This is a genomic window from Candidatus Palauibacter polyketidifaciens (genome assembly GCF_947581785.1).
Lineage (GTDB): Bacteria > Gemmatimonadota > Gemmatimonadetes > Palauibacterales > Palauibacteraceae > Palauibacter > Palauibacter polyketidifaciens.
Genome location: NZ_CANPVO010000044.1, coordinates 1 through 25,831 on the forward strand (window position 1 = coordinate 1; position 25,831 = coordinate 25,831).

The 25,831-nt window shown below is 69.0% G+C and carries 22 protein-coding genes and 1 rRNA gene; all 23 read left to right on the forward strand.

All coding sequences use genetic code 11. From position 1 onward, the window contains the following. Positions 1-482: ribosomal RNA gene (locus RN729_RS11965) — 16S ribosomal RNA — on the forward strand; the annotation flags it as partial. 114 nt (positions 483-596) lie between these two features. Continuing rightward, positions 597-1,493, forward strand: a complete 897-nt coding sequence (gene era, locus RN729_RS11970; protein WP_310785069.1) for a GTPase Era — start codon at positions 597-599, stop codon at positions 1,491-1,493. Beyond that, positions 1,493-1,666 carry a Trm112 family protein gene (locus RN729_RS11975; RefSeq protein ID WP_310785071.1) on the forward strand — a complete coding sequence of 58 codons (174 nt, stop codon included), beginning with the start codon at positions 1,493-1,495 and terminating at the stop codon, positions 1,664-1,666. The genes era and RN729_RS11975 overlap by 1 nt, the downstream gene beginning before the upstream one ends. Then, a complete protein-coding gene (gene rnr / locus RN729_RS11980) occupies positions 1,597-3,663 on the forward strand; it encodes a ribonuclease R (RefSeq protein ID WP_310785073.1) in 2,067 nt (688 codons plus the stop codon). Before RN729_RS11975 ends, rnr begins: the two co-directional genes overlap by 70 nt. A gap of 106 nt (positions 3,664-3,769) precedes the next feature. Further along, a protein-coding gene (gene prfB, locus RN729_RS11985) for a peptide chain release factor 2 (protein WP_343218929.1) occupies positions 3,770-4,883 on the forward strand; the annotation gives its coding sequence in 2 pieces (ribosomal slippage) (positions 3,770-3,844 and positions 3,846-4,883; 1,113 coding nt in all). Then, positions 4,880-6,511, forward strand: coding sequence for a lysine--tRNA ligase (gene lysS / locus RN729_RS11990; protein WP_310785077.1), 1,632 nt, complete (start codon positions 4,880-4,882; stop codon positions 6,509-6,511). The genes prfB and lysS overlap by 4 nt, the downstream gene beginning before the upstream one ends. Then, positions 6,508-7,860: an ABC transporter permease gene (locus RN729_RS11995; protein WP_310785079.1), complete on the forward strand. Its 1,353-nt coding sequence runs from the start codon at positions 6,508-6,510 to the stop codon at positions 7,858-7,860. The genes lysS and RN729_RS11995 overlap by 4 nt, the downstream gene beginning before the upstream one ends. Further along, positions 7,857-8,582: an ABC transporter ATP-binding protein gene (locus tag RN729_RS12000; protein ID WP_310785081.1), complete on the forward strand. Its 726-nt coding sequence runs from the start codon at positions 7,857-7,859 to the stop codon at positions 8,580-8,582. The genes RN729_RS11995 and RN729_RS12000 overlap by 4 nt, the downstream gene beginning before the upstream one ends. A 12-nt stretch (positions 8,583-8,594) precedes the next feature. Continuing rightward, positions 8,595-9,089 carry a UvrB/UvrC motif-containing protein gene (locus RN729_RS12005; protein WP_310785083.1) on the forward strand — a complete coding sequence of 165 codons (495 nt, stop codon included), beginning with the start codon at positions 8,595-8,597 and terminating at the stop codon, positions 9,087-9,089. Further along, positions 9,086-10,177, forward strand: coding sequence for a protein arginine kinase (locus RN729_RS12010; RefSeq protein WP_310785085.1), 1,092 nt, complete (start codon positions 9,086-9,088; stop codon positions 10,175-10,177). The genes RN729_RS12005 and RN729_RS12010 overlap by 4 nt, the downstream gene beginning before the upstream one ends. A 42-nt stretch (positions 10,178-10,219) precedes the next feature. Beyond that, the gene (locus tag RN729_RS12015) at positions 10,220-12,709 is read left to right on the forward strand and encodes an ATP-dependent Clp protease ATP-binding subunit (RefSeq protein WP_310785087.1); all 2,490 of its coding nucleotides are present in this window, start codon (positions 10,220-10,222) and stop codon (positions 12,707-12,709) included. A gap of 38 nt (positions 12,710-12,747) precedes the next feature. Beyond that, on the forward strand, positions 12,748-15,135 hold the full coding sequence (gene bamA / locus RN729_RS12020) for an outer membrane protein assembly factor BamA (protein WP_310785088.1): 2,388 nt from the start codon (positions 12,748-12,750) through the stop codon (positions 15,133-15,135). Positions 15,136-15,152: 17 nt separating this feature from the next. Next, complete coding sequence (locus RN729_RS12025) at positions 15,153-15,761, forward strand: OmpH family outer membrane protein (RefSeq protein ID WP_310785089.1); 609 nt, start codon at positions 15,153-15,155, stop codon at positions 15,759-15,761. 37 nt (positions 15,762-15,798) lie between these two features. Further along, entirely contained in the window at positions 15,799-16,869 is a 1,071-nt protein-coding gene (gene lpxD, locus RN729_RS12030; RefSeq protein ID WP_310785091.1) for a UDP-3-O-(3-hydroxymyristoyl)glucosamine N-acyltransferase, read from the forward strand. After that, on the forward strand, positions 16,866-17,717 hold the full coding sequence (gene lpxC / locus RN729_RS12035; protein ID WP_310785093.1) for a UDP-3-O-acyl-N-acetylglucosamine deacetylase: 852 nt from the start codon (positions 16,866-16,868) through the stop codon (positions 17,715-17,717). The genes lpxD and lpxC overlap by 4 nt, the downstream gene beginning before the upstream one ends. A 29-nt stretch (positions 17,718-17,746) precedes the next feature. Next, the gene (gene fabZ, locus RN729_RS12040) at positions 17,747-18,175 is read left to right on the forward strand and encodes a 3-hydroxyacyl-ACP dehydratase FabZ (RefSeq protein ID WP_310785094.1); all 429 of its coding nucleotides are present in this window, start codon (positions 17,747-17,749) and stop codon (positions 18,173-18,175) included. Beyond that, positions 18,172-19,026 carry an acyl-ACP--UDP-N-acetylglucosamine O-acyltransferase gene (gene lpxA, locus RN729_RS12045; RefSeq protein ID WP_310785096.1) on the forward strand — a complete coding sequence of 285 codons (855 nt, stop codon included), beginning with the start codon at positions 18,172-18,174 and terminating at the stop codon, positions 19,024-19,026. Before fabZ ends, lpxA begins: the two co-directional genes overlap by 4 nt. Beyond that, positions 19,023-19,997: a Gfo/Idh/MocA family oxidoreductase gene (locus RN729_RS12050; RefSeq protein WP_310785097.1), complete on the forward strand. Its 975-nt coding sequence runs from the start codon at positions 19,023-19,025 to the stop codon at positions 19,995-19,997. Before lpxA ends, RN729_RS12050 begins: the two co-directional genes overlap by 4 nt. A 138-nt stretch (positions 19,998-20,135) precedes the next feature. Continuing rightward, positions 20,136-21,308 (forward strand): hypothetical protein, encoded by a 1,173-nt coding sequence (locus RN729_RS12055; protein WP_310785161.1) that lies wholly within the window; start codon positions 20,136-20,138, stop codon positions 21,306-21,308. Next, positions 21,302-22,987, forward strand: coding sequence for a tetraacyldisaccharide 4'-kinase (locus RN729_RS12060; RefSeq protein WP_310785098.1), 1,686 nt, complete (start codon positions 21,302-21,304; stop codon positions 22,985-22,987). Before RN729_RS12055 ends, RN729_RS12060 begins: the two co-directional genes overlap by 7 nt. Then, entirely contained in the window at positions 22,984-23,460 is a 477-nt protein-coding gene (locus RN729_RS12065; RefSeq protein WP_310785099.1) for a 23S rRNA (pseudouridine(1915)-N(3))-methyltransferase RlmH, read from the forward strand. Before RN729_RS12060 ends, RN729_RS12065 begins: the two co-directional genes overlap by 4 nt. Before the next feature lie 7 nt (positions 23,461-23,467). Beyond that, on the forward strand, positions 23,468-24,220 hold the full coding sequence (locus RN729_RS12070; protein ID WP_310785101.1) for a class I SAM-dependent methyltransferase: 753 nt from the start codon (positions 23,468-23,470) through the stop codon (positions 24,218-24,220). Further along, the gene (bshC, locus tag RN729_RS12075) at positions 24,217-25,791 is read left to right on the forward strand and encodes a bacillithiol biosynthesis cysteine-adding enzyme BshC (protein WP_310785103.1); all 1,575 of its coding nucleotides are present in this window, start codon (positions 24,217-24,219) and stop codon (positions 25,789-25,791) included. Before RN729_RS12070 ends, bshC begins: the two co-directional genes overlap by 4 nt. The last annotated feature ends 40 nt before the right edge of the window (positions 25,792-25,831 follow it).

Sequence of the window (25,831 nt, forward strand, 5' to 3'; positions counted from 1 at the left end):
CGTCAGCTCGTGTCGTGAGATGTTGGGTTAAGTCCCGCAACGAGCGCAACCCTTGCCCTATGTTGCCAGCGGATAATGCCGGGGACTCATGGGGGACTGCCGGTGATAAACCGGAGGAAGGTGGGGATGACGTCAAGTCATCATGGCCCTTATGTCCAGGGCGACACACGTGCTACAATGGCCGACACAAAGGGCAGCAATACCGCGAGGTGGAGCGAATCCCAAAAAGTCGGTCCAAGTTCGGATTGGAGTCTGCAACCCGACTCCATGAAGCCGGAATCGCTAGTAATCGTAGGTCAGCCATACTACGGTGAATACGTTCCCGGGCCTTGTACACACCGCCCGTCAAGCGATGGAAGCTGGGGGTACCCGAAGCCGGTGGCCTAACCTTCGGGAGGGAGCCGTCGAAGGTAAACTCAGTGACTGGCGCTAAGTCGTAACAAGGTAGCCGTAGGGGAACCTGCGGCTGGATCACCTCCTTTCTAGGGAGATGTCCTTTCGATGAGAAAGGCACACCTGGACCTCCTGCAAGTCACTCACCTTCTTGTTCAACCTTCCGGCGCCAGCGCCGGCCTGCTCCAACCTGTGGTCCGTCCATGACGTTCAGGGCCGGTTTCGTCGCCATCGTCGGACTTCCGAATGTCGGAAAGTCCACGCTGCTCAACACCTTCCTGGGCGAGCGCCTCGCGGCCGTGACGCCGAGGGCCCAGACGACGCAGCGACGGCTGCTCGGGATCCATTCGGACGAAGCCTCCCAGGCCGTGTTCATCGACACGCCCGGCCTCCTCGAGCCTCGCTACACGCTGCATCGATCGATGAGGGAAGAGGCTCTCTCGGCGCTGGAAGACGCGGACCTCGTGCTCGCCGTGGCGGACGCGGGGTTCGAACCCAGCCTCGACTGGGCCGGCGAGTTCGCGCACTCGGTCCGTGTACCGAAGATCCTCTGCCTCAACAAGATCGACCGGGTGGAGATATCCGGTCGAGAGGCGCTTTGGGCCCGATTCGCAGGCGGCGGCTGGGACGGCGTATACGGGACGTTCGCGACGAAGGGCGAGGGGGTTCCCGAGTTGCTCGAAGCCCTGTCTGCGCGACTTCCGGAGTCGCCGCCGCTGTACCCCGTGGATGAACTGTCGGACGCGCCGGTCCGGCACTTCGTCGCCGAGATGATCCGGGAGACGTGCCTCGAGGAGCTGGCGGACGAGGTCCCCTACGCAGTGGCCATCCGGATCGAGGAGTTCCGGGTTCGGAAGGGAGGCAGGCCCACGTACATCGAGGCCCTGATCCACGTGGAGAAGGAATCCCAGAAGGGAATCGTCGTGGGAGCGGGCGGAAGGACCATCCGGAAGCTCGGAAGCCGCTCTCGCCGGAAGATCGAACGCTTCCTGGGCGGGCAGATCTACCTGCGGCTTCGCGTCAAGGTCCTCCCGAACTGGCGGAAGAAGACGCACCACCTTAGGGTGCTCGGATTCCGGGTTCCCGCGCGGGAGAGCTGATGCCCCTCGACGACCGACTGCTTGAGATCCTCGTCTGCCCGAAGTGCAAGGCGGAGCTGGAGTACCGCGTGGGGGAGGTAGAGGAAGCCCTGCTCTGTCACGCTTGCGGCCTGAAGTTCGAAGTCGACGAGGGGATCCCGATCATGCTCATCGACGAGGCGAAACCTCTCTGACCCGCGGCGGACGACCGCCGGGCCGCGGAGGGTCGCGGGGCCGGGGACGATCCCGGGGTCGCGGACGATCCCGGAGCCGACCCCGAGGTCGCCGGCCAATCAGCGGGCGGCTGCAACGGATCGAGAGCGGCGCGGCCTTCGTCATCCCCGACGAGGGCGATGAAGACATCTTCGTCCGCGCCCGCGATCTCGGCTCGGCCGTGGACGGCGACCGCGTCACCGTGCGGATCGACGACCGCGGGCGGCGCGGACCCAGGGGAATCGTCATCGAGATCCTCGAGCGGGCCCACTCTCGCGTCGTCGGCGTCTTCCACGGCGAGCGCGGGCACGGCTGGCTCGACGCGACCCGGCCGAAGCTCGGAATCGACGTGTTCATCCCCGCGCGCGGTCGCGGAGCGGCCGCGTCCGGCGACCTCGTCGTTGTCGAGGTCACGGACTGGGGGGAAGAGGGTCCGGGCCCGGCGGGCCGCGTCGAACGCGTGCTCGGGCCTTCCGGAGACTCCGCCGCGGCGGTGCTCGCGATACAGGTGGGATACGGGATCCCCGACGCGTTCCCGGAAGCCGTCGAGGAGGCGGCGACGGCCCTGGCCGCGCGGGGAATCCGGCCGGCGGACCTCCAAGGGCGCGAGGATTGTCGGCGTGACCGCGTGGTCACGATCGACCCCGCCGACGCCTGCGACCACGACGACGCGATCTCCATCGAACGGCTCTCGGGGGGCGCGGCACGGATCGGAATTCACATCGCGGACGTGTCGCACTACGTACGCGAGGGCGACCGGCTCGATGCGGAAGCCTGGGAGCGGGGCACGAGCGTGTACCTCGTCGACCGCGTGCTGCCGATGCTCCCGCACGCGCTGTCGAGCGACCTCTGCTCGCTCGTGCCCGGGGAAGACCGGCTGACGCTGGCCGCTTTCCTCACCGTCGATCGGCGGGGAACGCTTCGGGGGACGCGTTTCGCCCGCGCGGTCATCCGAAGCGCGCACCGCCTCTCCTATGAAGAGGCGCAGGAGGCGTTGGACGGCGAAACGACCCCGGCGACGGAGCGGGATCCGGGCCTGCGCGAGGACCTTCGGGCGCTGCTCGAGGTGAGCCGGGGGTTCTTTGATCGCCGCAGGGCTCGGGGCAGCCTGGACTTCGACCTGCCGGAGTCCAGGGTCGTGCTCGACGAAGAAGGGGCTCCCATCGACGTGCGGCGACGGGAGCGGCTCGATTCCCACCGGCTCATCGAGGACCTGATGATCGCCGCGAATGAAGCGGTGGCGAGCTGGGCGATCGAGGAGGGGGTGCCCGCGCTCTACCGGATCCACGAGGAGCCGAACCCCGAGAAGCTCGACACGCTGCGTCTCCTGGCGGGCGAATTCGGGCTCTCCTTCCCGCAACGGAACCCGCGCCCTCGCGACTTCCAGCGCCTGCTCGACGCGGTGAAGGGCAGGGTGGAGGAACCGATCATCTCCGTCCAGGTGCTGCGGAGCCTCGCCAAGGCCCGCTACGAGACGCGCAACGACGGCCATTTCGGGCTCGCATCGCCGGCGTACCTCCACTTCACGTCGCCCATCCGCCGGTACCCGGACCTCGTCGTCCACCGGCAACTCGCTCGCTGGCTGGCGGGGCCGGCCCGCTCTCGCGAGACCAGCGGGGAATGGCTCTCCGCGACAGCCCGGCACGCCTCGGCGCGCGAAGAGAACGCGGCCCGGGCCGAGCGCGATTCGGTGGAACTCAAGAAGGTCGAGTTCATGGAACGGCATGTCGGAGATCACTTCGACGGTACGATCAGCGCCACGACCCGCTTCGGCTTCTTCGTCCGACTCGACGCGGTCGACATCGAGGGGCTCGTCCATGTGAGCCGCCTCGCCGGGGACCATTATGTGCACGACCGGACGCAGCACGCGCTCCGGGGCCGTCGCACGCGGAGAAGCTACCGGCTCGGCGACGCCGTGGAGGTTCAGGTCGTCCGCGTGGATCGCGAGGCGCTGCGGGTCGATTTCGACCTGGTGTAGTGTCGTCCGGGAAAGTTCGCCTTCCGCGCGGTAACGTGGTCTATTTACGGTCGGCCAATACACCCCATGCGGACCCAACGCCTGCGCGGAGGGCCTGGAGCCGAGAATGACGGAGCTCGTGAGACAGAAAGAACGCGCCGAGGCGCTGCGCGGCCGGCTCGATGAGCTACGGGGGTATCTTTGAGATCTTCGAGAAGCTGACCCGCATCGACGAACTCGAGAAGAAAATGGCGGCCCCCGACTTCTGGAACGACCGCGAGGGCGCGAAAGAGGTCATCGGCGAGGCGAACCTTCTCAAGAGCTGGACCCGTCCATGGGCGGACTGCTCCGCCCGAGTGGACGATCTGTTCGAGATGACGCTTCTGTTGGAGGACGAGGACGACGCGGAGCTGGAGGCGGAACTCGAAGCGGGACTCGGGCGTACGGAGGCGGAGGCCGCCCGCCTGGAGTCGCGGAACATGCTGCGGGGCGAGGACGCCCACCGCAGCGCGCTCGTCACGATCAACCCGGGCGCCGGCGGCACGGAGTCGCAGGACTGGGCCCAGATGCTCATGCGCATGTACGTGCGCTGGGCGGAACAGCACGGCTACGACGTCGAGGTCATGGATCTCCTTCCGGCCGAGGAGGCGGGGATCAAGTCGGCCACGCTCGATGTGGATGGACAGTTCGCCTACGGGTATCTCTCGGCCGAACGGGGGGTCCACCGCCTCGTGCGCATCTCCCCCTTCGACTCGCAGCGACGCCGCCACACGTCGTTCGCGTCGGTCTTCGTCTATCCGGTCGTGGACGAGGACATTGAAGTCGCGGTCAACGAAGAGGAACTCCGGGTCGACACCTTCCGCGCATCCGGAGCGGGCGGCCAACACGTGAACAAGACGGACTCCGCCGTGCGGATCACGCATCTCCCGACGGGTATCGTCGTCTCGTGCCAACAGGAGCGCAGCCAGCACAAGAACAAGTCCAAGGCGATGAAGATGCTGCAGGCGGCCCTCTACCAGCGGGCCGTCGAAGAGCGGGAAGCGCGCCGGGCCGAACTGGAGGGGGCGAAGACGCGGATCGAATGGGGCCGGCAGATCCGGTCCTACGTCCTGCAGCCCTACAAGATGGTCAAGGACCACCGGACGAACCTCGAGGTCGGCAACGTCGACGCCGTGCTGGACGGCGAGATCGACGGTTTCATCCAGGCGTTTCTTCAGGAATCCGGCAAGACGAACGCATGAAGGGCCCTCCGCGCGACTCCGACTCCCCGGGATTCCGGGACGCCGCCCGCTGGTACGCGTCGAAGGATCGGCCGAAGCCCGTAAGGGACCGCTTCGCGAAGCTCGCCCGGCTGCGCGAACTCGGCGTGGAACCCTACGGCCACGCCTTCGACCGTTCCCACGACCTGCGCAGCGCCTTCGCGGCGTTCGAGGAGGCGGAGGCCGCGACCGACGGGGCGGCGGACGGGGCGACGGACGGGGCGACGGACGGTGGGGATCCCCGCGAACTCGGGGGCGTCCGCGTTGCGGGCCGCATCCTCTCCTATCGGGACCTGGGAGGGAGCGCCTTCGCGCATATCGGCGACCGCGACGGGCGGCTGCAGATCCACTTCCGGCGCAACGTCCTGGGCGATGAGGGCTCGGCGCTCATGGATCTGCTCGACCTCGGCGACTGGGTCGGCGTCGAGGGGACCGTCTTCCGCACCCGGCGCGGCGAAGTCACCGTTCGCGCGGAATCCCTCCACCTCCTGACGAAGACCCTCCGTCCGCTTCCGTTCGGGAAGGAGGAGGTCGCCGAGGATGGGCGGCGGGTCGTGCACAGCGGATTCAGGGATCCGGCTTCGCGCTACCGGCAGCGGTACGCGGACCTGGCGGTGAATCCGGAGGTCCGCGAGGTGTTCCGGATCCGGGCCAGGGTCGTCACGGAACTCCGCCGCTGGCTCGACGCGCGCGACTTCCTTGAGGTGGAGACGCCGATCCTGCAGCCGCTCTACGGGGGCGCGCTCGCCCGGCCGTTCTCCACGTACCACCATCGGCTCGACCGGAAGATGTTCCTGCGGATCGCGGACGAACTCTATCTGAAGCGGCTCATCGTCGGGAACCTCGACCGGGTGTACGAGATCGGGCACGACTTCCGGAACGAGGGGATCGACCGCACGCACAACCCCGAGTTCACGATGCTCGAGTTGTACTCCGCGTTCGCCGACTACGAGGACGTGATGGAGCTCACGGAGACGATGCTCGGCGACGTCGCCCGGGAGGTGATGGGGACGACGCGCTTCGAGTACGACGGGACGGTCGTCGACCTCGCCGCACCCTGGACCCGGGTCCGCTGGGATGAGGCGTTCTCGGAGGCCACGGGGCTCGATCCGCGGCGGGCCGAGGAGGAGGATCTCCGCGCCCTCGCGAAGGAGACCGGGCGCGCCGACGCGGACGACCTCTCGCGCGTCCAGCTCCTGGATACGCTGTTCTCGGACCGGGTCGAAGGCCGGATCACGGACCCGGTCTTCGTGTACGGTCACCCGATCGAGATGAGCCCGCTCGCGAAACCGATGCGGGGAGAGCCGGAGTTCGCGGAGCGGTTCGAGGTCATCGTGTGCGGTTTCGAGCTCGTGAACGCGTTCAGCGAACTCAACGACCCGGCGGATCAGTGGAACCGGTTCGCGGCGCAACAACGCCTGAGGGAAGCCGGCGACCAGGAGGCGATGGAGATCGACGAAGACTACGTGCGGGCGCTGGAATACGGGCTGCCGCCGACCGGCGGGTTCGGCCTCGGGGTCGACCGCCTCGTGATGCTGTTCACGGGGCAGACATCGATTCGCGACGTCGTTCTCTTCCCCATCCTGCGTCCCGAGGAAGGACGCTCATGAGCCGGGGACAGGGGCGTTTCGAGCGGTTCGTCGCCCGGCGTTATCTGCGCGGGACCGGGCGTCGCTCGTCGGTCTTCGGCGTATTCCGGGCCATCGGCCGCTTTCTCCGCCGGCCGTGGCGACCCCTCGCGGGGGCCGGCTCCGTGGACGAAAAAGACTCAAGGCTCGTCGCCTTCATCTCGAGTCTCGCCGTGGGGGGCGTCGCGGTCGGCGTGATGGCGCTCATCGTCGTGATCGGCGTCCTCAACGGCCTCCAGGAGAGCCTCAGGGACCGGATCCTGAGCGGCGGACCGCATGCGCACGTGATGGAACTCGACAACGGCTTCCAGATGGACGACTGGGAGACGGTGCTCGAGCGGGTCCGACAGGACGAGGATGTGATCGCGGCTTCCCCGTTCGCCTTCAACAAGGTCATCCTCACCCAGGAGGGCGACCGTTACAACGAATCCGTCGTGCTGCGCGGGATCCCGAACGACCCGGAGGGGATGCGGATCGCCGGGCTGATGGAGCACCTCATCATCGGGGAGCCGCCCTTCGGCCCGACGGAATCCGGAAACCCGGGCATCGTGGTGGGACGCGGCCTCGCGCAGAAGATGGGTCTTTACCAGGGGAAGGTCATCGTCGCGGCGTCCACCCGGGACGCGACGCTCTCGGCTGCGGGGCTCTCGGCCGCGCTCCGACGCTTCGAGGTCACGGGGATCTTCCAGACGGGGCTCTATCAGTACGACGACGAGCTCGCGATGGCCCCGCTCGCCGAGACGCAGACCCTGTTCGGACTCGGCGAGTCCGTGACCGGGATCGAGTTCGACGTCGGCGATCCGTGGGACGCGACGGAAGTATCCGCGCGGCTGGAGGAGGCGCTCGGCTGGCCCTACCGGGTGGAGGGCTGGCAGGAACTCAACCGGAGCCTCTTCTCCGCGCTGCGACTCGAGAAGCTCGGCATGGCCGTCGTCCTCATCCTCATCGTCCTCGTCGCTTCGTTCAACATCGTCTCGACGCTCGTGATGATGGTCGCCGACCGCACGCGCGAGATCGGCATCCTCCGCTCGATGGGGGTGACGTCGCGGGGCGTCGGCAAGGTCTTCACCAACATGGGGCTCTTCATCGGTGTCGTCGGCACCACGATCGGGGCCGGCCTCGGAGCCCTCCTCGCCTGGGCGCTGACCCGCTACGAGTTCATCACGCTCCCCAGCGATGTCTACTTCATCGACCGGCTGCCGATTTCGCTCGCGCCGCTCGATGTCACGCTGATCGTCCTCGGATCGCTGCTCATCTCCTACCTCGCCACGATCTACCCGGCGCGAAAGGCCGCGGCGCTCGCGCCGGTCGACGCCATCCGGCACGAATGACGGCGGATCGAGAGGTGGAGGCGCCGTCCGCGGTGCGGGCGACCGGGCTCGTCCGGACGTTTCCGAGTCCGGATGGCGGTCTCCTTCCGGTTCTGAAGGGGATCGATCTGACCGTGGACCCGGGAGACGCCCTCGCCATCGTGGGTCCGAGTGGGTCCGGGAAGTCCACGCTGCTACATTTGCTTGGCGCCCTCGACCGGCCGACGGCGGGAGACGTCTGGCTGGGGGGCGAACGGGTGTCGGAACTGGGGGGGGAACGGCTGGCCGAACTCAGGAACCGGTTCGTCGGCTTCGTCTTCCAGTTCCATCACCTGCTGCGCGACTTCACGGCGCTCGAGAACGTGATGCTGCCCCGGTTGATCGCCGGGGCCTCGCGGGAGGAGGCCCGGGACCGGGCCTCGGAACTGCTGGCTCAGGTCGGGCTGGCGGAACGCGCGAGCCACCGGCCGCGCCGGCTCTCCGGCGGCGAGCAGCAGCGGGTCGCGGTGGCGCGGGCGCTGGCGAACGCGCCGCCGCTCGTGCTGGCGGACGAGCCGTCCGGAAACCTGGACGCCGACGCGACGTTGCGCCTGCACGACCTCTTGTTCGAGCTCGTGGACGGGCACGGCGCGGCGCTGGTGGTCGTGACGCACAGCCGCGAACTGGCGGGACGCGCGAGTCGGGTGCTCCGCATCGAGAGCGGCGCACTCGTCACCGCGCCGGTGAACCGCCGGGCGACGTAACGGAGAGACGGGATGGACTGCGAGAACTGCGGGGAGCGCAAGGCGACGATCACGCTTACGGAGATCGAGAACAACGAGATGCGCACGCTCAATCTCTGTTCGACCTGCGCGACGTTGAAGGGCGTGGCGCCCGGCGGCGGATCCGCGCCCATGGCGGATCTGCTCGCGCACCTCGGCGGGAGCGCCGGGGAAAACCTGTTCGACGAGGCCGGCGAGGCCTGCGAGTACTGCGGCACCGGGGCCGGCGACTTCCGCAAATCGGGGAGGTTGGGCTGTCCGCAGTGCTACGCGCAGTTCCACCGCCAGCTCCGTGCGCTCCTCCGCCGGGTGCACGGCTCCTCGCAGCACATGGGCAAGGTGTACGTCAGCACGGCCCCGGACGCGGACCCCGAGCAGGTTCGCCTCTCCACCCTCAGGCGGCGGCTCGAGCGCGCCGTGGAGATCGAGGACTTCGAATCCGCGGCGGACCTCAGAGATGCGATCCACGCGCTGACGGAGGTCTCGTGACGGACGGGTCGGCGGCCGCACCGCTCATAGGAACGCACGGCCTCGACTGGCTGGATGAAGAGGGCCCCGACGGCGATATCGTCGTCTCGAGTCGCGTACGCCTCGCCCGCAACCTCCAGGGATATTCGTTCTCCGCGCACGCCACCGGAGAGGAGCGCGAAGCCCTGCTCGAGAAGGCGCGGGCCGCGACCGAGGCCGCGGGCGTGCTCGAAGAGGTCGATTTCTGGGAAATCTCCCGCCTCGACCCGGTGGACCGCCTCCTGCTGCTCGAACGGCGGCTCGTAAGCAAGGAACTCATCGGCGGACCCGAAACCGGGCCGCGCCGCGGCTCCGGTCTCGCCCTTTCCCGGACGCGCGCGCTCGGGATGATGGTGAACGAGGAGGATCACCTCCGGCTGCAGACGCTGCGCGGCGGCTTCCAGCTCGCGGCCGCCTGGCGCGACCTCGATCAGCTCGACGAGGAGATCGGCGCCCGTCTTCCGTACGCCTTCCACCAGGAGTTCGGCTTCCTGACCTCGTGTCCGACCAATGTCGGGACCGGGCTGCGGGCTTCCGTCTTCATCCACCTGCCCGGTCTCGTCCTCACCCGTCAGATCCGTAAGGTACTGGAAGGGATGGGGCAACTCGGCGTCACCTATCGGGGTCTATACGGAGAGGGTTCGAGGATCGTGGGGAACCTGTTCCAGATCTCGAACCAGACGACCCTGGGCAAGACCGAGGAGGATCTGATCGACCAGCTCGAACGCCTGGTCGGCCGCGTCATCGGATACGAGAAGCAGGCGCGCGCCGTCCTGCTGCGAGAGGCGCCGAACGTGCTCGAGGACAAGGTTTGGCGAGCCTACGGGATCCTGTGCCACGCAAGAAGCCTGCCCTTCGAGGAGATGATGAACCTCCTCTCCGGGGTCCGTCTCGGCATCTCGCTGAAACTTCTGAAAACACCCCGGGTAGATGTGATCAGCCGCATGATGATCCATGCCCAGACCGCACATCTCGCCCGCGCGGCGGGGCGCCGGCTCGACGAGGCGGATGCGGACGCGTTCCGCGCGAGCTACGTTCGAAGAGCCTTGAATGACGCGGGATCGCACTGAGTCGCGCTGCCGGCCGTTACGTCGACGCCACATGAGGCTCGGATGAACTACAACTTCACGGACCGTGTTCGAAAAGTGCTCGCCATGGCGCGTGAAGAGGCCATCCGCCTCAAGCACGACTACGTGGGCACGGAGCACATCCTTCTCGGCCTGATTCGTGAGGGCGAGGGCGTCGCCTCCGCGGTCCTGGCCAACCTGTCCGCCGACCTCGACGAGTTGAAGCGGCTGGTGGAGGGGAACATCCGGACGGGGAAGAGCAGTTCGTCGATCGGCGAGCTCCCCTACACGACGCAGGCGACGAACGTGCTCGAGCACGCGATGGCGGAGACGGAGGAACTCAACCACACCTACGTGGGGACGGAGCACCTGTTGCTCGGTCTCCTCCGCCAGGAGAAGGGGCTCGCGGCCAAGGTGCTCGGAGAGGCCGGAATCGGGCTCGACAGCGCGCGGGCCGAGACGCTGAAGCTGCTCGGGACGGACGTGCCCGCCGGCGGCACGCCCGCCGCGGCCTCCGTTTCCGATCCCGCAAGCGCATCGGGCACGAAGGGGGACAAGAAGTCGAAGACCCCGGCGCTGGACCATTTTTGCCGCGACCTCACGCAGCTCGCGAGCCAGGGGAAGCTCGATCCGACGATCGGACGGCTGGGCGAGATCGAGCGCATGATGGAGGTCCTCTCGCGCCGCAAGAAGAACAACCCCGTGCTCATCGGCGAGCCGGGCGTGGGCAAGACGGCGATCGTCGAGGGGCTCGCACAGGCTATCCAGCGGGGCGATGTGCCCGACAGCCTGAAGCGGCACCGCGTCCTCGCGCTCGACATGGCGGCGGTCATCGCCGGCACGAAGTACCGGGGCCAGTTCGAGGAGCGCCTCAAGGCGATCGTCAACGAGACCTCGCAGGCGAAAGGCGTCATCCTCTTCATCGATGAGCTGCACACGCTCGTCGGCGCGGGCGCGGCGGAAGGCGCGATCGACGCGTCGAACATGCTCAAGCCGGCCCTCTCCCGGGGGGAGCTGCAGTGCGTGGGAGCCTCCACGCTGAACGAGTACCGGAAGTACATCGAGAAGGATGGGGCGCTGGAACGTCGCTTCCAGACCGTGATCGTCGAAGCTCCGACCATCGATGAGACCGTCGAGATCCTCCAGGGTCTGCGGAAGTACTACGAGGATCATCACAACGTGGAGATCCCGGACACATCGCTCTCCGCCGCCGCCCGGCTGGCGGAACGATACATCACGGACCGCTTTCTCCCGGACAAAGCGATCGACGTGATCGACGAGGCCGGTGCGCGGTCGCGGCTCGCCGCGCAGGTGCCGCCCGCCGAGGTGCAGGAGTTCCACACGAAGCTCGAGGAACTCGCGGAGTGGAAGGACGCCGCGATCAGCGACCAGGACTTCGAGCGCGCGGCCTACCTGAGGGACCGCGAGAAGGAGGTCCAGGAGGAGATCAAGCGCCGCCGCGACGAATGGGAGCGGGCGCGGGCCGAGTTCCGCCCGACGGTCGACGAGGACGACATCGCCTTCATCGTGGGCCGCTGGACGGGGATTCCCGTCACGCGGCTGCGGGAGGCGGAAACGGACCGCCTGCTCCGCATGGAGGACGAACTGCACGAGAGCGTCGTCGGGCAGGACGAGGCGATCGAGGCGGTGAGCCGCGCGATCCGCCGCGGGCGGGCGGGCCTTAAGGATCCCGACCGCCCCATCGGGAGCTTCATCTTCTGTGGCCCGACCGGGGTGGGGAAGACCGAACTCGCGCGGGCCCTGGCGCGCTTCCTCTTCGCCGAGGAGAGCGCCCTCGTGCGCGTCGACATGTCGGAGTACATGGAGAAGTTCTCCGTGAGCCGTCTCATCGGCGCGCCGCCGGGCTACGTCGGCTACGAGGAGTCCGGCGCGCTCACGAAGGCCATCCGGCGAAGGCCGTACAGCGTCGTCCTGCTCGACGAGATCGAGAAGGCGCATCCCGACGTCTTCAACATCCTGCTCCAGGTCCTCGACGAAGGTCGGCTCACGGACAACTACGGTCGGGTCATCGACTTCAAGAACACCGTCGTCATCATGACATCGAACGTCGGGAGCCGTGACATCGGCAGCTCGACCCGCGTGGGCTTCACGGAAGAAGCGAGCGGGATCGATTACGACCGGATCCGGGAACGCGTCTCGGACGAGATCGACCGGGTGTTCACGCCCGAGTTCCTGAACCGGGTCGAGGAGACGATCGTCTTCCACCCGCTGTCGAAGGAGCAACTCGGCAAGATCGTGCACATCCAGCTCCGGGAGGTGCAGAAGCGGCTCGCGGAGGAGAGGCTCGAACTCGAGCTCACGGATGCGGCGATCCGTTTCCTGGTGGACCGCGGCTACGACGAGAAGTTCGGGGCGCGCCCGCTCAAGCGGACGATTCAGCGGCACGTCGAGGATGCGCTCTCCGAGCGGATCCTGATGGCCGATTTCGAGCCCGGCGATCAGATCCGAGTGGATATCGCCGAAGACGAGGACAGCCTGGTGTTCGCCACGCCCACGACTTCCTCGGCGAAATGAACCGCCGGCGGCCGCCTGCCGGCGCGGCGGGCGGACTGGTGCTGACGGGCCTGATCCTCGGGCTCGCCGCGGCGAAGCCTGCGGCGGCGCAGATCCAGCTCGACCAGTCATCCGTCCGCGTCGATTCGGTCGTGGTCGTAGGGAATCAGCGCCACTCCGCGAACATCATCATCACCCGCAGCGGCCTTCGCGCGGGCAACGTCGTGCGCCAGCCCCAGATCCAGGACGCGATCCGCCGCCTCTTCAGCTCCGGCGACTTCTCCGACGTCGAGATCGGCGTCGCGGAGTCGGACGATCCCGAGCGAGGCGTCTTCTACATCCGCGTGGAGGAACGGCCCTACATCACGCAGTACGCCTTCCGGGGCCTGGAACGGGTGGACGAAGACGTCATCCGCGACACCGTCGGCCTCGCAAACAACAGTCCGCTCGACCCCAACCGGATCGGGCGCGCGCGCGTCACGGTCCTCGAACTGCTGTCGAACGAAGGATTTCCGACCGCAAGCGTGGATACGCTCATCCGCCCGGACGCTGCGTTTCCCTCGGATTTTCTCGTCGTGTTCGACGTGGACGAAGGGCCGCGGCTCGGGGTTACGGCGATCACCTTCGACGGGAACGACGCGTTCTCGGACGCGGACCTCCGGGCGGCGATGGCGACGGACGAGGAGGGGTTCTTCTGGTTCGATTCGGGCGAACTCAAGAAGGATGAGTTCCGGCGCGACCTGACCGAGCGACTCCCGGACTTCTACCGCGCGAACGGCTTTCTGGACTTCGAGGTGCTCGGGGACACGGTCATATCGGACCGCCTCACGGGGAAGGGCCGGATCGAGATCCGCGTCGCGGAGGGCGACCAATACCTGCTCGAGGACCTTCGGATCACGGGGAACCGCGCCTTCCCGCTCGCGACGATCGAGCCGATCGTGCGCCGCGACCAGCACGAGCCCGAAGGGGACGAGGCGTATCCTCCCTTCAACTTCACCGCCTTCTACGCTTCGCCGGCGGAGCTCGGAGACCTCTACCGGAACAACGGATACCTCGCCTCCCGCGTCACGCCGGATGTGCGGCGCGTGGACGTCCCCGAGGGCGAGCCGCCCCGCGTCACGGCCCACCTCGTCATCCAGGAAGGCGTGCGGAGCTATATCCGCGAGATCGCGATCGAGGGGAACACGGCCACGCACGACCGCGTGATCCGGAACCGCCTGCTCATCTTCCCCGGAGACGTGTACTCGCAGGAACGCCTGATCCAGTCGTTCCAGAACATCCAGGGGCTGAACTTCTTCGAGCCGCTGCCGCCGGACGAGGCGATCGACATCCGCCCGCGCCCGGACGGGGACATCGACATTTCGTTGCGCGTGCAGGAGAAGCAGACGGGGACGATGAACTTCGGGATCACCGCGTCCGGCTATACCGGGCTCGCGGGGTTCATTGGCTATTCGCAGCCGAACCTCTTCGGACTCGCGAAGACGGGGAGCATCCGCTGGATCTTCGGCCGCCGGCAGCGGGACTTCGACCTCAGCTATTCCGATCCGGAACTCCTGGGAAGCCACTACTCCGCCAACGCCACGTTCCGGGCCTCGCGGGATCAGTTCACCGGCTTCAGCCTCGGGGACCGACGCCAGACGGGCGGGCTGACCGAGATCGGCATCCCCATCTTCGGGATACGAAACACGCGCGTCTTCCTGGGCTACTCGCTTTTCAACGACGACGTGCGGGGGCTGGACACGACGAACGCGATCGGGAGGCGGTTTTCGCTCTTCTCCGGTTTGCGGTCCACGCTCTCGGGGCGCCTGGTCCAGGACAGCCGGAACAATCCCCTGTTCGCGACGGCAGGCGCCCGGAACCAGCTTTCGTTCCGGCAGACCGGGGGCGTTCTCGCGGGCGACGGGAACTACCAGAAGCTCGATCTGACGAGCGAGTGGTTCGTACCGGTGGGCCGGCTCGGCGGGGGCCCCGGGAGCACGAGCCCGCCCATCGAACTCACCTTCGGACTCAGCTTCGAGGCGGGGCTCATCCTGGGCAGGAATCCGTTCTTCACCGAGCGCTACTACGCGGGGGGCACGCAGGCGGGAATCCAGCTGCGAGGATACGATGAAGCCTCGGTGACTCCGTCGGGGCACATCCCGGATGACGCCCCCTTCAGCGACCTCGACCGCGTGGGAGAATCGTTCTTCCGGACCGGGGTGACTTTCGGGATCAAGCTTACGAGCAGCATCTTCATGAGTGCCTTCATGGACGCCGGGAACGTCTGGCTGGACGCCAGCCAGCTCAACCCGACGGACCTTCTCGTGGGGGCGGGAATCGGCGCGAGTCTGGTGACGCCCTTCGGTCCACTGGGACTCGACTACGCATACGGATTCGATCGGCGGGATGTCCTGGGCAGGCCGGATCCGGGTTGGCAGTTGCACTTCAAGTTCGGACGTGTGTTCTGAACCGGAGAGATACCGACATGAACTGGATTCACGGGGGCGCAAGGCCGGCCGTGATGCGTCTGCTGGCGCTCGGCTCGCTGATCGCGGGCCCTCTGGCCGGTCAGGAGCTGCCGGGGGCGCCGGCGCCGCTGGAAGTGGTTCCGCTGCCCCCTGAGGGGACGCCGATCGTCTACGTTAACACGCAGGCCATCCTTCCCGTCGCACCCGGCGCGGATTCGGCGGGTGCCGCGTTTCAGCGCGTGTCCATCGAGTTCGAGGGCGAACTCGAGGCCTTCGCGGCGGAGATCGACTCTCTCATCGGGGCGTACCAGCAGCAGCAGTCGCTGCTCGACCCGGCGGGACGCCAGCAGAAGGAGCGGGAGATCCGCGACAAGCAGCAGGAGGCGGCGAACCGGCAGCAGGAATTGAACGTGGAACTCGATCGGCGTCGCGCGGAGTTGCTCGAACCGATCGTCGTGCGCGTGAACGAGGTGATCGAGGAGATCCGCGCGGAACGCAGCTACTCGATCGTGCTCGACATCGCCGCGGGCGTGGTGGCGGCGGACATCTCCCTCGACATCACCACCTCGGTGCTCGAGCGTCTCGGGGTGGACCTCGCCGACCTCTCGGCCCTGCCCGGCGGCTAGCGACCGACACGGGCACGGGGTCCGGCCCGTTCCGCGAATGACGACGTTCACGGTCTCCGATCTCGCTCGTCGCGTGGGCGCGGATGTACTGGGCGATCCCGACCGCCGATTGAGCGGAGTCGCCTCGCTCGACGTCGCCGGCCCCGGAGACCTCGCCTTCTTCGCCCGCGAAACGATGCGGGAGGCCGTCAGCGGGACGCGGGCGGGGGCCGTGCTGGCCCCGCGCAGCTTCGAACCGCGCGACGTCCGGTTCAGCGTCCTGAAGGTCGACGACCCTCATCTGTCCTTCGCCACGATCGTGCGGCTCTTTCATCCGGAGCCCCCGCCGCCGCCGGGCATCCACCCGGCCGCCCGGGTCGACGAGGGGGCGCGGATCGGGGAGACGGTGTCGCTGGGCCCGGGCGTAGTGGTGGAGGACGGTGCCCGGGTCGGGCGCGGGACGTGGGTGGGGCCGGGAACGCTGATCGGTCGTGGAGCGCGGATCGGCGTCGACTGCCGGCTCGGCCACGCCGTCTCCGTCCTCCACGGCGTCGAGCTGGGCGACCGGGTGCGGGTGCATGCCGGCGCCCGCATCGGGACGGACGGCTTCGGGTACGTGCCGGGGCCCGACGGTGCGCACAAGGTGCCGCAGATAGGCGGCTGCGTGATCGGAGCCGACGTCGAGATCGGAGCGAACTGCACGATCGACCGCGGCGCGCTCGACGACACTCGGATCGGGGACCGGACCAAGCTCGACAATCTCGTGCACGTGGGGCACAACGTGCGTATCGGGAGCGATTGCCTCATCGCGGCGCACGTCGGCATCGCGGGGAGCTGTGACATCGGGGCCGGAACACAGTTCGGTGGCCAGGCCGGCGTGGCCGGCCACCTGACGATCGGAGCCGGCGCGCGCATCGCGGGCCAGACGGGGGTGGTGCAGGATGTGCCCGCGGGAGCGGAGCTGGGAGGGACGCCGGCCCGGCCTCACCGGTCGTGGCTGAAGGAGGCCGCACAGCTGAGCAGGCTGCCGGACCTCTTCCATCGCGTCGCGCGCCTCGAGCGGGGATTGGGGGCCCACGAGGGCGATCGGCCCACCCGGCGGAACGAGTCGGACGAAGAAGGGGCTTGACGGCGAAACAGCGCACGATCGCGCGGGCCGTGGAGGTCCGCGGGTACGGGATACACACGGGCGAACCCTCCGTCGTCAGGCTTCGCCCCGCGCCCGAGGGCGGCGGTCTGCGCTTCCGCCGCACGGATCTTCCCGGCGCGCCGGAGATACCGGCCACGGTGGACTTCGTACATTCCACCGACCGCGAGACCGCGCTCCAACGGGGCGAAGCCGTGGTTCGCACCGCCGAACATGTGCTCGCCGCGGCGCACGGGTTGACGCTCGACAACCTCTGGATCGACGTCTCCGGGCCGGAACCTCCTGCCCTCGACGGGAGCGCCGGCGCGTGGTGCGAGCGGCTCCTGGAAGCCGGACCCGTCGCGCAGGAGGCAGAGGCGCCGTGCCTCCGGATCGACAACTCTCTGCGCCTCGCCATCGGAAGAACCCGGTACGATGTACTCCCCGCGGGATCCGGGCGGATCTCGGCGACGATCGATTTCGACCACCCGCTCATCGGGCGACAGTCCGCGAGCGCGCGGCTGGAACCCGTGGATTTCCTGCGGGAGATCGCGCCGGCCCGCACCTTCGGGCTGTCCGAATGGCGGGAGGCGCTGCGTGAACGGGGACTCGCCCTCGGAGCGACGCGGGACAACACGCTCGCCCTTTCCGCGGACGGGCTCGAAGCCGGGCAGAAGCTCCGCTTCCCGGACGAGTTCGTCCGGCACAAGATTCTCGACATCATCGGCGATCTCGCACTCGTGGGCGCGAGACTGCAATGTCATGTGGTCGCGGAACGACCGGGACATCACGGCAATCTGGAACTCGCCCGCCGGCTGGTGTCGTGCGGCACGACACGGGAAGCCGGATGACGGGAGAACGAGACGAACGAGGAAGGGTGATGGACGTCACCGAAATACTGAACATCCTCCCGCACCGGTATCCCATGCTTCTGGTGGACCGGGTGCTCGAGATCGAACCGGGGCAGCGGATCGTCGGCCTGAAGAACGTGAGCGCGAACGAACCGTTCTTCGCGGGGCACTTTCCGGGCCGTCCCGTGATGCCCGGGGTGCTCATCATCGAGGCGCTGGCCCAATGCGGGGGACTCCTGCTGATGGGCGGCCTCGAGAACTCCGAGGACAAGGTCATCTACTTCCTGTCGGTGGACGGCGTGAAGTTCCGGCGGCCCGTCATCCCCGGCGACCAGCTGATCCTCGAACTCGATCTCGTCCAGGGGCGGGCCAGGCGCGGGAAGCTGAAGGGCGTGGCCCGGGTCGACGGCAGGGTCGCGGCGGAGGCCACGATTCTGGGGCAGGTCATGGACCGGTGACGTCGGCGGGGGTTGCGCCGGGGCGGCATGCGACGGCCGTCGTCGATCCATCGGCGCGCATCGCAGCCAGCGCCTCCGTCGGCCCGTACACGGTGATCGGCCCCGACGTGGAGGTGGGCGAACGGGTACGCATCGGCCCGCACGTGCTCATCGAGAGGGATACGCGCGTGGCCGAGGACGTGCGCATCGCGAAGGGAGCCGTCCTGGGTTCGGACCCGCAGGACCTCAAATACGCGGGAGAACGCACCTTCCTCGAGATCGGGCCCCGAACCGTCGTGCGCGAGTTCACGACGCTGAACCGGGGGACGGCGGCGAACGGTCTGACGTCGGTCGGGGCGGACACGCTGGTGATGGCCTATGTGCACATCGCCCACGACTGCCTCATCGGGAATCACGTCGTACTCGCGAACGGCGTGACGATGGGGGGGCACGTCGAGATCGGAGACTGGGGCATCGTCGGAGGATTGACGGGCATCCACCAGTTCACGCGGATCGGCCGGCATGCGATGGTCGGAGGCGGCGCGCGCGTCTCGCGCGATGTCGCACCGTACACGCTCGTGGGGGGAGATCGGACCCGCACGTACGGCGTCAACCGCATCGGCCTCGAACGCCGGGGATTCGAGGCGGAGGCGATTCGCGCGCTGCAGGCCGCATACCGGACGATCTTCCGGTCGGGCGACCCGCTCCGGACAGGTCTCGACCGCGTCCGGCGGGGAGACATGACCTCCGAGGTGCGGGAACTCGTGGAGTTCATCCGCGATTCCCAACGCGGCGTGACCACGACCCGCGTCGGACCGGACGACGAGCTCCCGCCGGAGCCGCGCGAGGCGAAGACCCGGTCCGCCGTGTGAGCCGGATCCCGGCCGGCGTCGTCGGGGTCGGGAAGCTGGGCGCCGAGCACGCCCGACTCCTGGCGCAGAGCGACGCGTTCGAGTTGGAGGGGGTGCACGACCGGTCGACCGCGCGGGCGTGGGAGGTCGCGGACAGCTTGTCCGTGCCCGCCTTCGCGGAGGCGGAGGCGCTGCTCGACCGGGTCGAGGCCGTCGTCGTTGCGGTGCCCACCGAGGCGCACCGCGACGCTGCGGCCGCCGCGATCCGCGCGGGGTGCCACGCACTCGTCGAGAAACCGCTCGCGGCCAGCCTCGCGGAGGCGGACGACATCCTCGCGCTCGCGGAAGAGAAGGGCGTCGTTCTCGGGGTCGGACACGTCGAGCGCTTCAACGGCGTCCTCCTTGCCGCGGAACCGTGGCTCGATCGGCCGCGGTTCATCGAGTCTCTGCGGATGGCGCCGTTTCAGCCCCGCGGGGTGGACACGACCGTGATCCTGGATCTGATGATCCACGACATCGACCTCGTCCTTACGCTGACGGAGGCGCCGCTGGAGGATGTGCGCGCGGTGGGCGTACCCGTCATCTCCCCCCGGATCGACCTCGCCAACGCGCGCCTCTCCTTCGAGGACGGCACGGTGGCGAACATCACCGCGAGCCGTGTGGCGCTGAAAGCGCTGCGGAAGCTGAGGTTGTTCCAGCGCTCCGGGTACTTCAGCTTGGACCTGGCGGCCGGAACGGGACATCACTACAGACGGCGCGACCCGGGGACCGTGACCGAAATCACGGGAGTGGAAGCCCTGGTGGAGCATGTGCCGCTGGAGGCTCGTGGCGGCGAGGCGCTCGGCAGGGAACTCGAGGCCTTTGCCGATGCGATCGCGGGACGTCCGAGCCGCCTGGTATCGGGTCACGCGGGCAGGGACGCGCTGGAAGTCGCGATCCGGATCACCCGCGAAATCGAGGAGTTCGTACATGTCGTTGATCAAGATTCGTGAGGAGCGGAAGAAGCTCGGAGGCGCGGTCAAGAGGGGGCCCCGAACCCTGGTTCTCCTCATTCTCCTTGCACTTGTCCTCATGCTGATTGCCTACCTCGGCCGACTGTCCTGACCCCACGTCCACCGCCGGCGATTTTCATCTCCGCCGGCGAATCCTCGGGGGACCACCACGGCGCGGCGGTCGCAGGGGAGATCCGCCGGAAGCTGCCCGAGGCGAGGCTGTTCGGGATCGGGGGCCGCGAGATGGCGGCGGCCGGCGTGTCGAGGATCGCCGGGCTCGACGAGCTGTCGGTCATGGGGGGGACGGAGGTGCTGCGGCGTCTGCCGGGCTTCCTTCGACTCGAGCGCAGGATCCGGCGCCTCTTCGTGACGGAGGATGTCCGGCTGTTCCTTCCGATCGACTACCCGGGGCTGAACCTGCGGCTCGCCCGGAGCGCGCGGCGGCAGGGGCGGCGGGTCCTCTACTACATCGCGCCCCAGGTATGGGCCTGGCGGGAGGGCCGGGCCTCGAAACTGCGGCGCGATTGCGACCGCGTCCTCACCGTGCTCCCGTTCGAGGGGGCGCTGCTCGAACGACACGGCGTGCCAACGGACTTCGTCGGGCACCCTCTGCTCGACGCGACGCGCGCGACCGACGGCGGCGCGGGGGCTCGCCCGCCGACCGGGTCTCCCGCGGCGACCGGGACGCCCGGGACGGTGGAGGGCCGCACCTGCGGTGGAGGGAGGGTGATCGGCCTCTTTCCGGGATCGCGAGCGCAGGAGGTGCGGTGCATGCTTCCCGTCTTCGCGGAAGCCGCGCGGCAACTCGCGGGGCGGCACCCGGATCTCGACTTCATCATTGCGCGACCCCCGCATCTGCCGGAGTCGCTCTATGCGGGAGCGGGGTTCCCAACCGCGGGGGCGCGCGAGGCGACGGAGCGGTCCTGGGCCGCCCTCACGAAATCCGGCACGATCACGCTCGAACTCGCGCTCGCGGGGGTCCCGATGGTGGTGGGCTACCGCATGGGCACGGTGGAGTGGGCCATCGGTCGCCGGCTGGTGCGCGTTTCCTCCATCGTGCTCGTCAACCTCGTGGCGGAGGCCCCGGTCGTTCCGGAATTCCTCCAGGATCAGCTGACGGCCGAGCGCGCTGCGCAGGCGCTCGAGGCGCTCCTCCGTGATGAGGCGCCGGCGCGCCGGGAGATGCTCCGCGGCTTCGACATCGTTCGCGAGCGGCTCGGGAAGCCGGGCTGCGCGGCCCGCGTCGCGCGGCACGCGATCGAGCTCCTGGAGGGCCCCGACTCCGAGAGTCGTTCCGGCGCGCCGTGCTGAGCGCTCGCCGGGTCCCCCCGGGCCTCGCGGTCCGACTCGTGCGGGCCGCGCTTCCGGTCAGCCGGACGTGGCGCTTCCGGCACCCCGACGACCTCGACTGTCCGTACCGACCTCGACTGAAGCATGAAATCCATGCGTGCTGGCACGAACACCTCCTCCCGCTCACGTGCCTCTTCGCGGGGCAGGAACTCGCGACGCTCGCGAGCCGCGACCGCGACGGCGAGATCGTCTCGCGGGTCCTCCGACGCCTCGGCTATGACGTGGCCCGGGGCTCGAGCACCCGCGGGGGCTCGGCCGGCTTCCGCCAGTTGGCCCGCTCGTTCGCGTCGGGACGCGGCGTGATTCTCACGGGGGACGGACCGCGCGGCCCCCGGCGGTCGTTGAAGGAAGGCACGGCGCGCATCGGGGCGTTGGCGGAGGGCTCCGTGACCGTGGTGGGGGTCGCGGCCTCCTCTGGCCTGCGGCTCCCGAGCTGGGATCGCTTCCTTATCCCCGCCCCCGGAGCCACGGTGTTCGTGTCGCTCGCTCCGGTCGGGGAGGGCGCGGCGCCGGACACCGAACAGATCCAGGTCGCGCTTGAGCGCGAGGTGGCCCGCTGCGAGCAAGTGGCGCGGGAGGCGCGTCGGATTCCGGTGCGGCGCTCGCTCGAACTCCGCCTCCGCAGCCAGTGGCGCCGCCCGCGCGCGGCGCTTCCGCTGAGGGGGGTCGCCCGCATCTACGGCGGCATCCACGACGGCCGGCATCGCCTCTACGATCTCGGGATCCTCGCTGTACACACCGCGGGCATCCCCGTGATCTCGGTCGGCGGCGTGACGGCCGGGGGAAGCGGCAAGACGCCGCTCGCCGCCTGCATCGCCCGCACGCTTCGGGAGGCCGGGCACCGTCCGGCCATTCTCGCGCGGGGATACACCGACGAGCTCGAGTTGCTCACGCACGAGGCGCCGGGGGCGTCGATCCGCGGTCACCAGGACCGAGTCCGGTCCGGACGGCGGGCCGCGGCGGAGGGAGCGACCGTTGCCATCATCGACGATGGCTTTCAGCATCGCCGCCTCTTTCGCGACCTCGACCTCCTCGTTCTCGACCGGGACGCGCTTCGCCGCACGAACCGCGAGCGCCTCCCCGCCGGCCCTTTCCGCGAGCGCTGGGAACGCGCCGTCGTCCGCGCGGACGCGATCCTCATCACGGGGCGGGAGCCGTGGACGGCTCAACTCTCCGGCTTCGACGGCGAACTCCGGGTCCGTTGCGGGAGTCTGGCCCCCGGCATCCCGGTGGCGACGGGCGTGTTCGGGCACGGGCCCCTCGAAGCGGCGAGCGCGGGAGCACGCGCCTGGTCGGGGTCGCCGGCCCCCCGGCTCGCCTTGACCGGAATCATGAAGCCCAATCTCTTCTTCGCGCAGGCCGGCGCCGCGTGCGCGTCGGTTCGGGAGCGCCTCGCGCTGAGCGATCACGGGATCCCGTCGCCGCGGGAGCGTACGGGCGCGATCCGGGCCGCGGGGCGGGGGGGCGTGCTCACCACACGCAAGGACCTCTCCCGACTCCGCCCGCTCTTCGACCCGGGCCTGCCGATCTGGGTTCTCCCCGAGACTCTCACATGGAAGGCCGGCTGGGAAGACGTGAGACGCCTGATTCTCGATGCGGCATCGGGTCCGACCGACCGTGACTCGGCGGCCGGAGGGTGACGCGGATCGTTGTGGCCTCGGTCGCACGGAACCGGGCCACCGCCCTGCGAAGGGCGACGGAGGAGTATGAGAACCGCCTGCGGCGGTACGTCCGGTTCGAGGCCATCGCCGTCGACCCGGCCCGACTTCCGGATGCGCGCGCCGGAGAAGCGCGGGAGCAGGAGGCGGCGGCCCTCGAGCGGCGACTCCCCGACGAGCTGGACCTCATCGCCCTCACGCGCGAAGGCGAGCGCTGGACAACGCGGGCTCTCGCGGACTACCTCGACGACATGCGCACCTATGGACGGCCGGGAGCCGCGTTCGCGATCGGAGGGGCGCACGGACTCGCCTCGGGGCTGCTCGCCCGCGCGCGGACCCGGCTCGCGCTCTCGGCCATGACGCTCCCGCACGAGGTCGCCCGGCTCGTCCTCACGGAGCAGCTCTACCGGGCAGCCACGATTCTTCGTGGCGAACCGTACCACAAGGGACCGTGAGGGTCCTGTGAGCGAGCCGCTGAGCGCCCCGGCCGAATGGTTCAGGGACTGGTTCGGCCGAGCCTACCTCGAGCTGTATCCGCACCGGGATGAGGAGGAGGCCGCCCGGGCGGTCGGACTCTACCGGGAGCGCGCGGGACTCGCCGCGGGCGCCCGCGTCCTCGATCTCGCCTGCGGCGCGGGACGGCACCTGCAGCGTCTCCGGGCGGCGGGCCTGCGGGCGGTCGGGATCGATCTTTCCGCCCCGCTCCTCGATGCGGCGCGAGGGCGCCCGGGCGTGGACGGATCCCTCATCCGCGCGGACATGCGCGGGCTTCCCTTCGCCGCCGGGACGTTCGATGGTCTGGTAAACTTCTTCACCTCCTTCGGCTACTTTCTCACGCCGGAGGAAGACATCGAGGTCCTGCGGGAAATCCGGCGCGTGCTGCGGCCCGGCGCCCCCTTCCTGATGGACTATCTGCACGCGGCGTGGGTCATCGACCGCCTCGATCCGGAGTCCGTGGGCGAGATCAACGGAACTCCCGTGCGGCAGACGCGGTGGGTGGAGGGAGACCAGGTGTTCAAGCGAATCGAGATCGGAGGAACCGCGGACCGGGAGCCGGAGGTCTACCACGAGCGCGTGCGCCTCTATTCTCCCGACGCGCTACGCGGCCTGCTCCGCGAGCAGGGACTCGAGGCGACGAACGCCTTCGGCGGCTACGACGGAACGCCGTTCCGGAGCGACTCGGCTCGCCTGCTTCTGATGGGACGGACCCTTTGAGTCCGGCGGGGAGCCCGGAAATCCTCCCGCGGCCGCTGGGCGTCCCCGGCTCCATCGCGCACGCCGTCCTCGACGCCGGCGACGGCGGCTTTCTCCCTCTCGTCAGCGATCTTGCCGCGGCCGCCCCTCCGTCTCCTCGCCATTCCCGGCTTGCGCCCGACGCCTTCGGTGTTTCCGGTCCGGGTGTCCGAGCGCGCGTCGAGTCCGTCCTCCGGGGGGAGGGAGCCTTCGTCACGACGGGGCACCAGCCCGTCCTCCTCCTGGGGCCCCTCTACGTCCTCTACAAGGCCCTCACCGCCATCTCGCTCGCCGCCCGACTCGAGCAGCAGCTCGGTGCTACCGTCGTCCCCCTGTTCTGGATCGCCTCGGACGATCACGACTGGGACGAGGTGGGGAGCGCGACGATCCTCGACCGTTCGGACGCGCCGCGGACGCTCGCGCTCCCGGTCCCCGATGGCGGCGAGCGCCGTTCCGTGGGATCCCACATCCTCGACGGCTCCGGGATGGATGTGCTCGGCTATCTTCCTGAACTCGTGCCTGAATCAGAGTTTATGGTGCATTACCTGGAGTTGATCCGAGATGCCTACGTCGAGGGACAACCGGTCTCCGCCGCGTTCGCCCGCCTCCTTGCGGGGGTGCTCGGCGATCGGGGATACGCATGGATCGACTCCGCGCACCCGGAGCTCCGGCGCGCCGCCGCCCCGTTCCACGACCGGCTTCTTGCCGACTGGGACGGGATCCTCGAGGCGGAGGCGGCGGGTGTGCGCGCGTTGGAGGCGAAGGGCTTCGAGGCGCCGATCTCGCGCGTCGGAGATGCACTGCCGCTCTTCTTCGACGGGGGCGGCGGGAGGCATCGCGTCCGGCGAGGCGGCGAGACGTCTCCCAAAGGCTGGCGCGAACGGCTCGAGGCCGAGCCCCAGGGCTTTTCGCCGAACGTCGCATCCCGCCCCGCGCTCGAATCCTGGCTCCTCCCCGTGGCCGCGACCGTGCTGGGGCCCGGCGAGGTCGCCTACTGGAGCCAGTTGGGGCCGCTGTTCGGAGCCCTCGATGTCCCCCTGCCGTCCGTCCATCCGCGCGCGGCCTGGATGCTGGTCGAGGCGCGCACGCGACGGGTGCTCGATCGGACGGGCCTGTCGCCGGGGGATCTCGCCGGGGGCGCGGAGTCGGTCGTCGAACGGCTCACGCAGGAGGCGCGACCGCAGACGGTGAAGCGGGCGCTCGGTCGTTTCCGGGAGGAAGCCGAGACGGGCATGGCCGCGATCGAGGAGGCCGTGGCAGAGGACGTGCCGGGTCTGCGAGGGGCGGCGGGGAAGATGCGGAAGGGTATCCTCGATGCGGCCTCGGAACTGAGCCGTCAGGTGGACCGTGCGACCCGGGAACGACTCGACGTCCGGCTGGGCCAGGTGCGCCGCGCGGGGGCGAACCTCTTCCCGCGCCGGCGACCTCAGGAGAGGGTGCTGAATCCGCTCCCCTTCCTCTGCCGCTACGGACCCGGACTCGTGGAGCGGCTGGCCTGCGAGACCGATCGCCAGGTCGCCTCCTTCTTGGCGGGTCGCGCGGGAGATGGATAGCTTGCGGCGTTCGCGGGTACATCGTCCCGGTGGGCACTCG

Excerpts from the sequence above, each read along its gene's own strand:
- era (WP_310785069.1), top strand. The coding sequence starts at position 597 with ATGACGTTCAGGGCCGGTTTCGTCGCCATCGTCGGACTTCCGAATGTC.
- RN729_RS11975 (WP_310785071.1), top strand. The coding sequence starts at position 1,493 with ATGCCCCTCGACGACCGACTGCTTGAGATCCTCGTCTGCCCGAAGTGC.
- lysS (WP_310785077.1), top strand. The coding sequence starts at position 4,880 with ATGAAGGGCCCTCCGCGCGACTCCGACTCCCCGGGATTCCGGGACGCC.
- RN729_RS11995 (WP_310785079.1), top strand. The coding sequence starts at position 6,508 with ATGAGCCGGGGACAGGGGCGTTTCGAGCGGTTCGTCGCCCGGCGTTAT.
- RN729_RS12000 (WP_310785081.1), top strand. The coding sequence starts at position 7,857 with ATGACGGCGGATCGAGAGGTGGAGGCGCCGTCCGCGGTGCGGGCGACC.
- RN729_RS12005 (WP_310785083.1), top strand. The coding sequence starts at position 8,595 with ATGGACTGCGAGAACTGCGGGGAGCGCAAGGCGACGATCACGCTTACG.
- RN729_RS12015 (WP_310785087.1), top strand. The coding sequence starts at position 10,220 with ATGAACTACAACTTCACGGACCGTGTTCGAAAAGTGCTCGCCATGGCG.
- RN729_RS12025 (WP_310785089.1), top strand. The coding sequence starts at position 15,153 with ATGAACTGGATTCACGGGGGCGCAAGGCCGGCCGTGATGCGTCTGCTG.
- lpxD (WP_310785091.1), top strand. The coding sequence starts at position 15,799 with ATGACGACGTTCACGGTCTCCGATCTCGCTCGTCGCGTGGGCGCGGAT.
- fabZ (WP_310785094.1), top strand. The coding sequence starts at position 17,747 with ATGGACGTCACCGAAATACTGAACATCCTCCCGCACCGGTATCCCATG.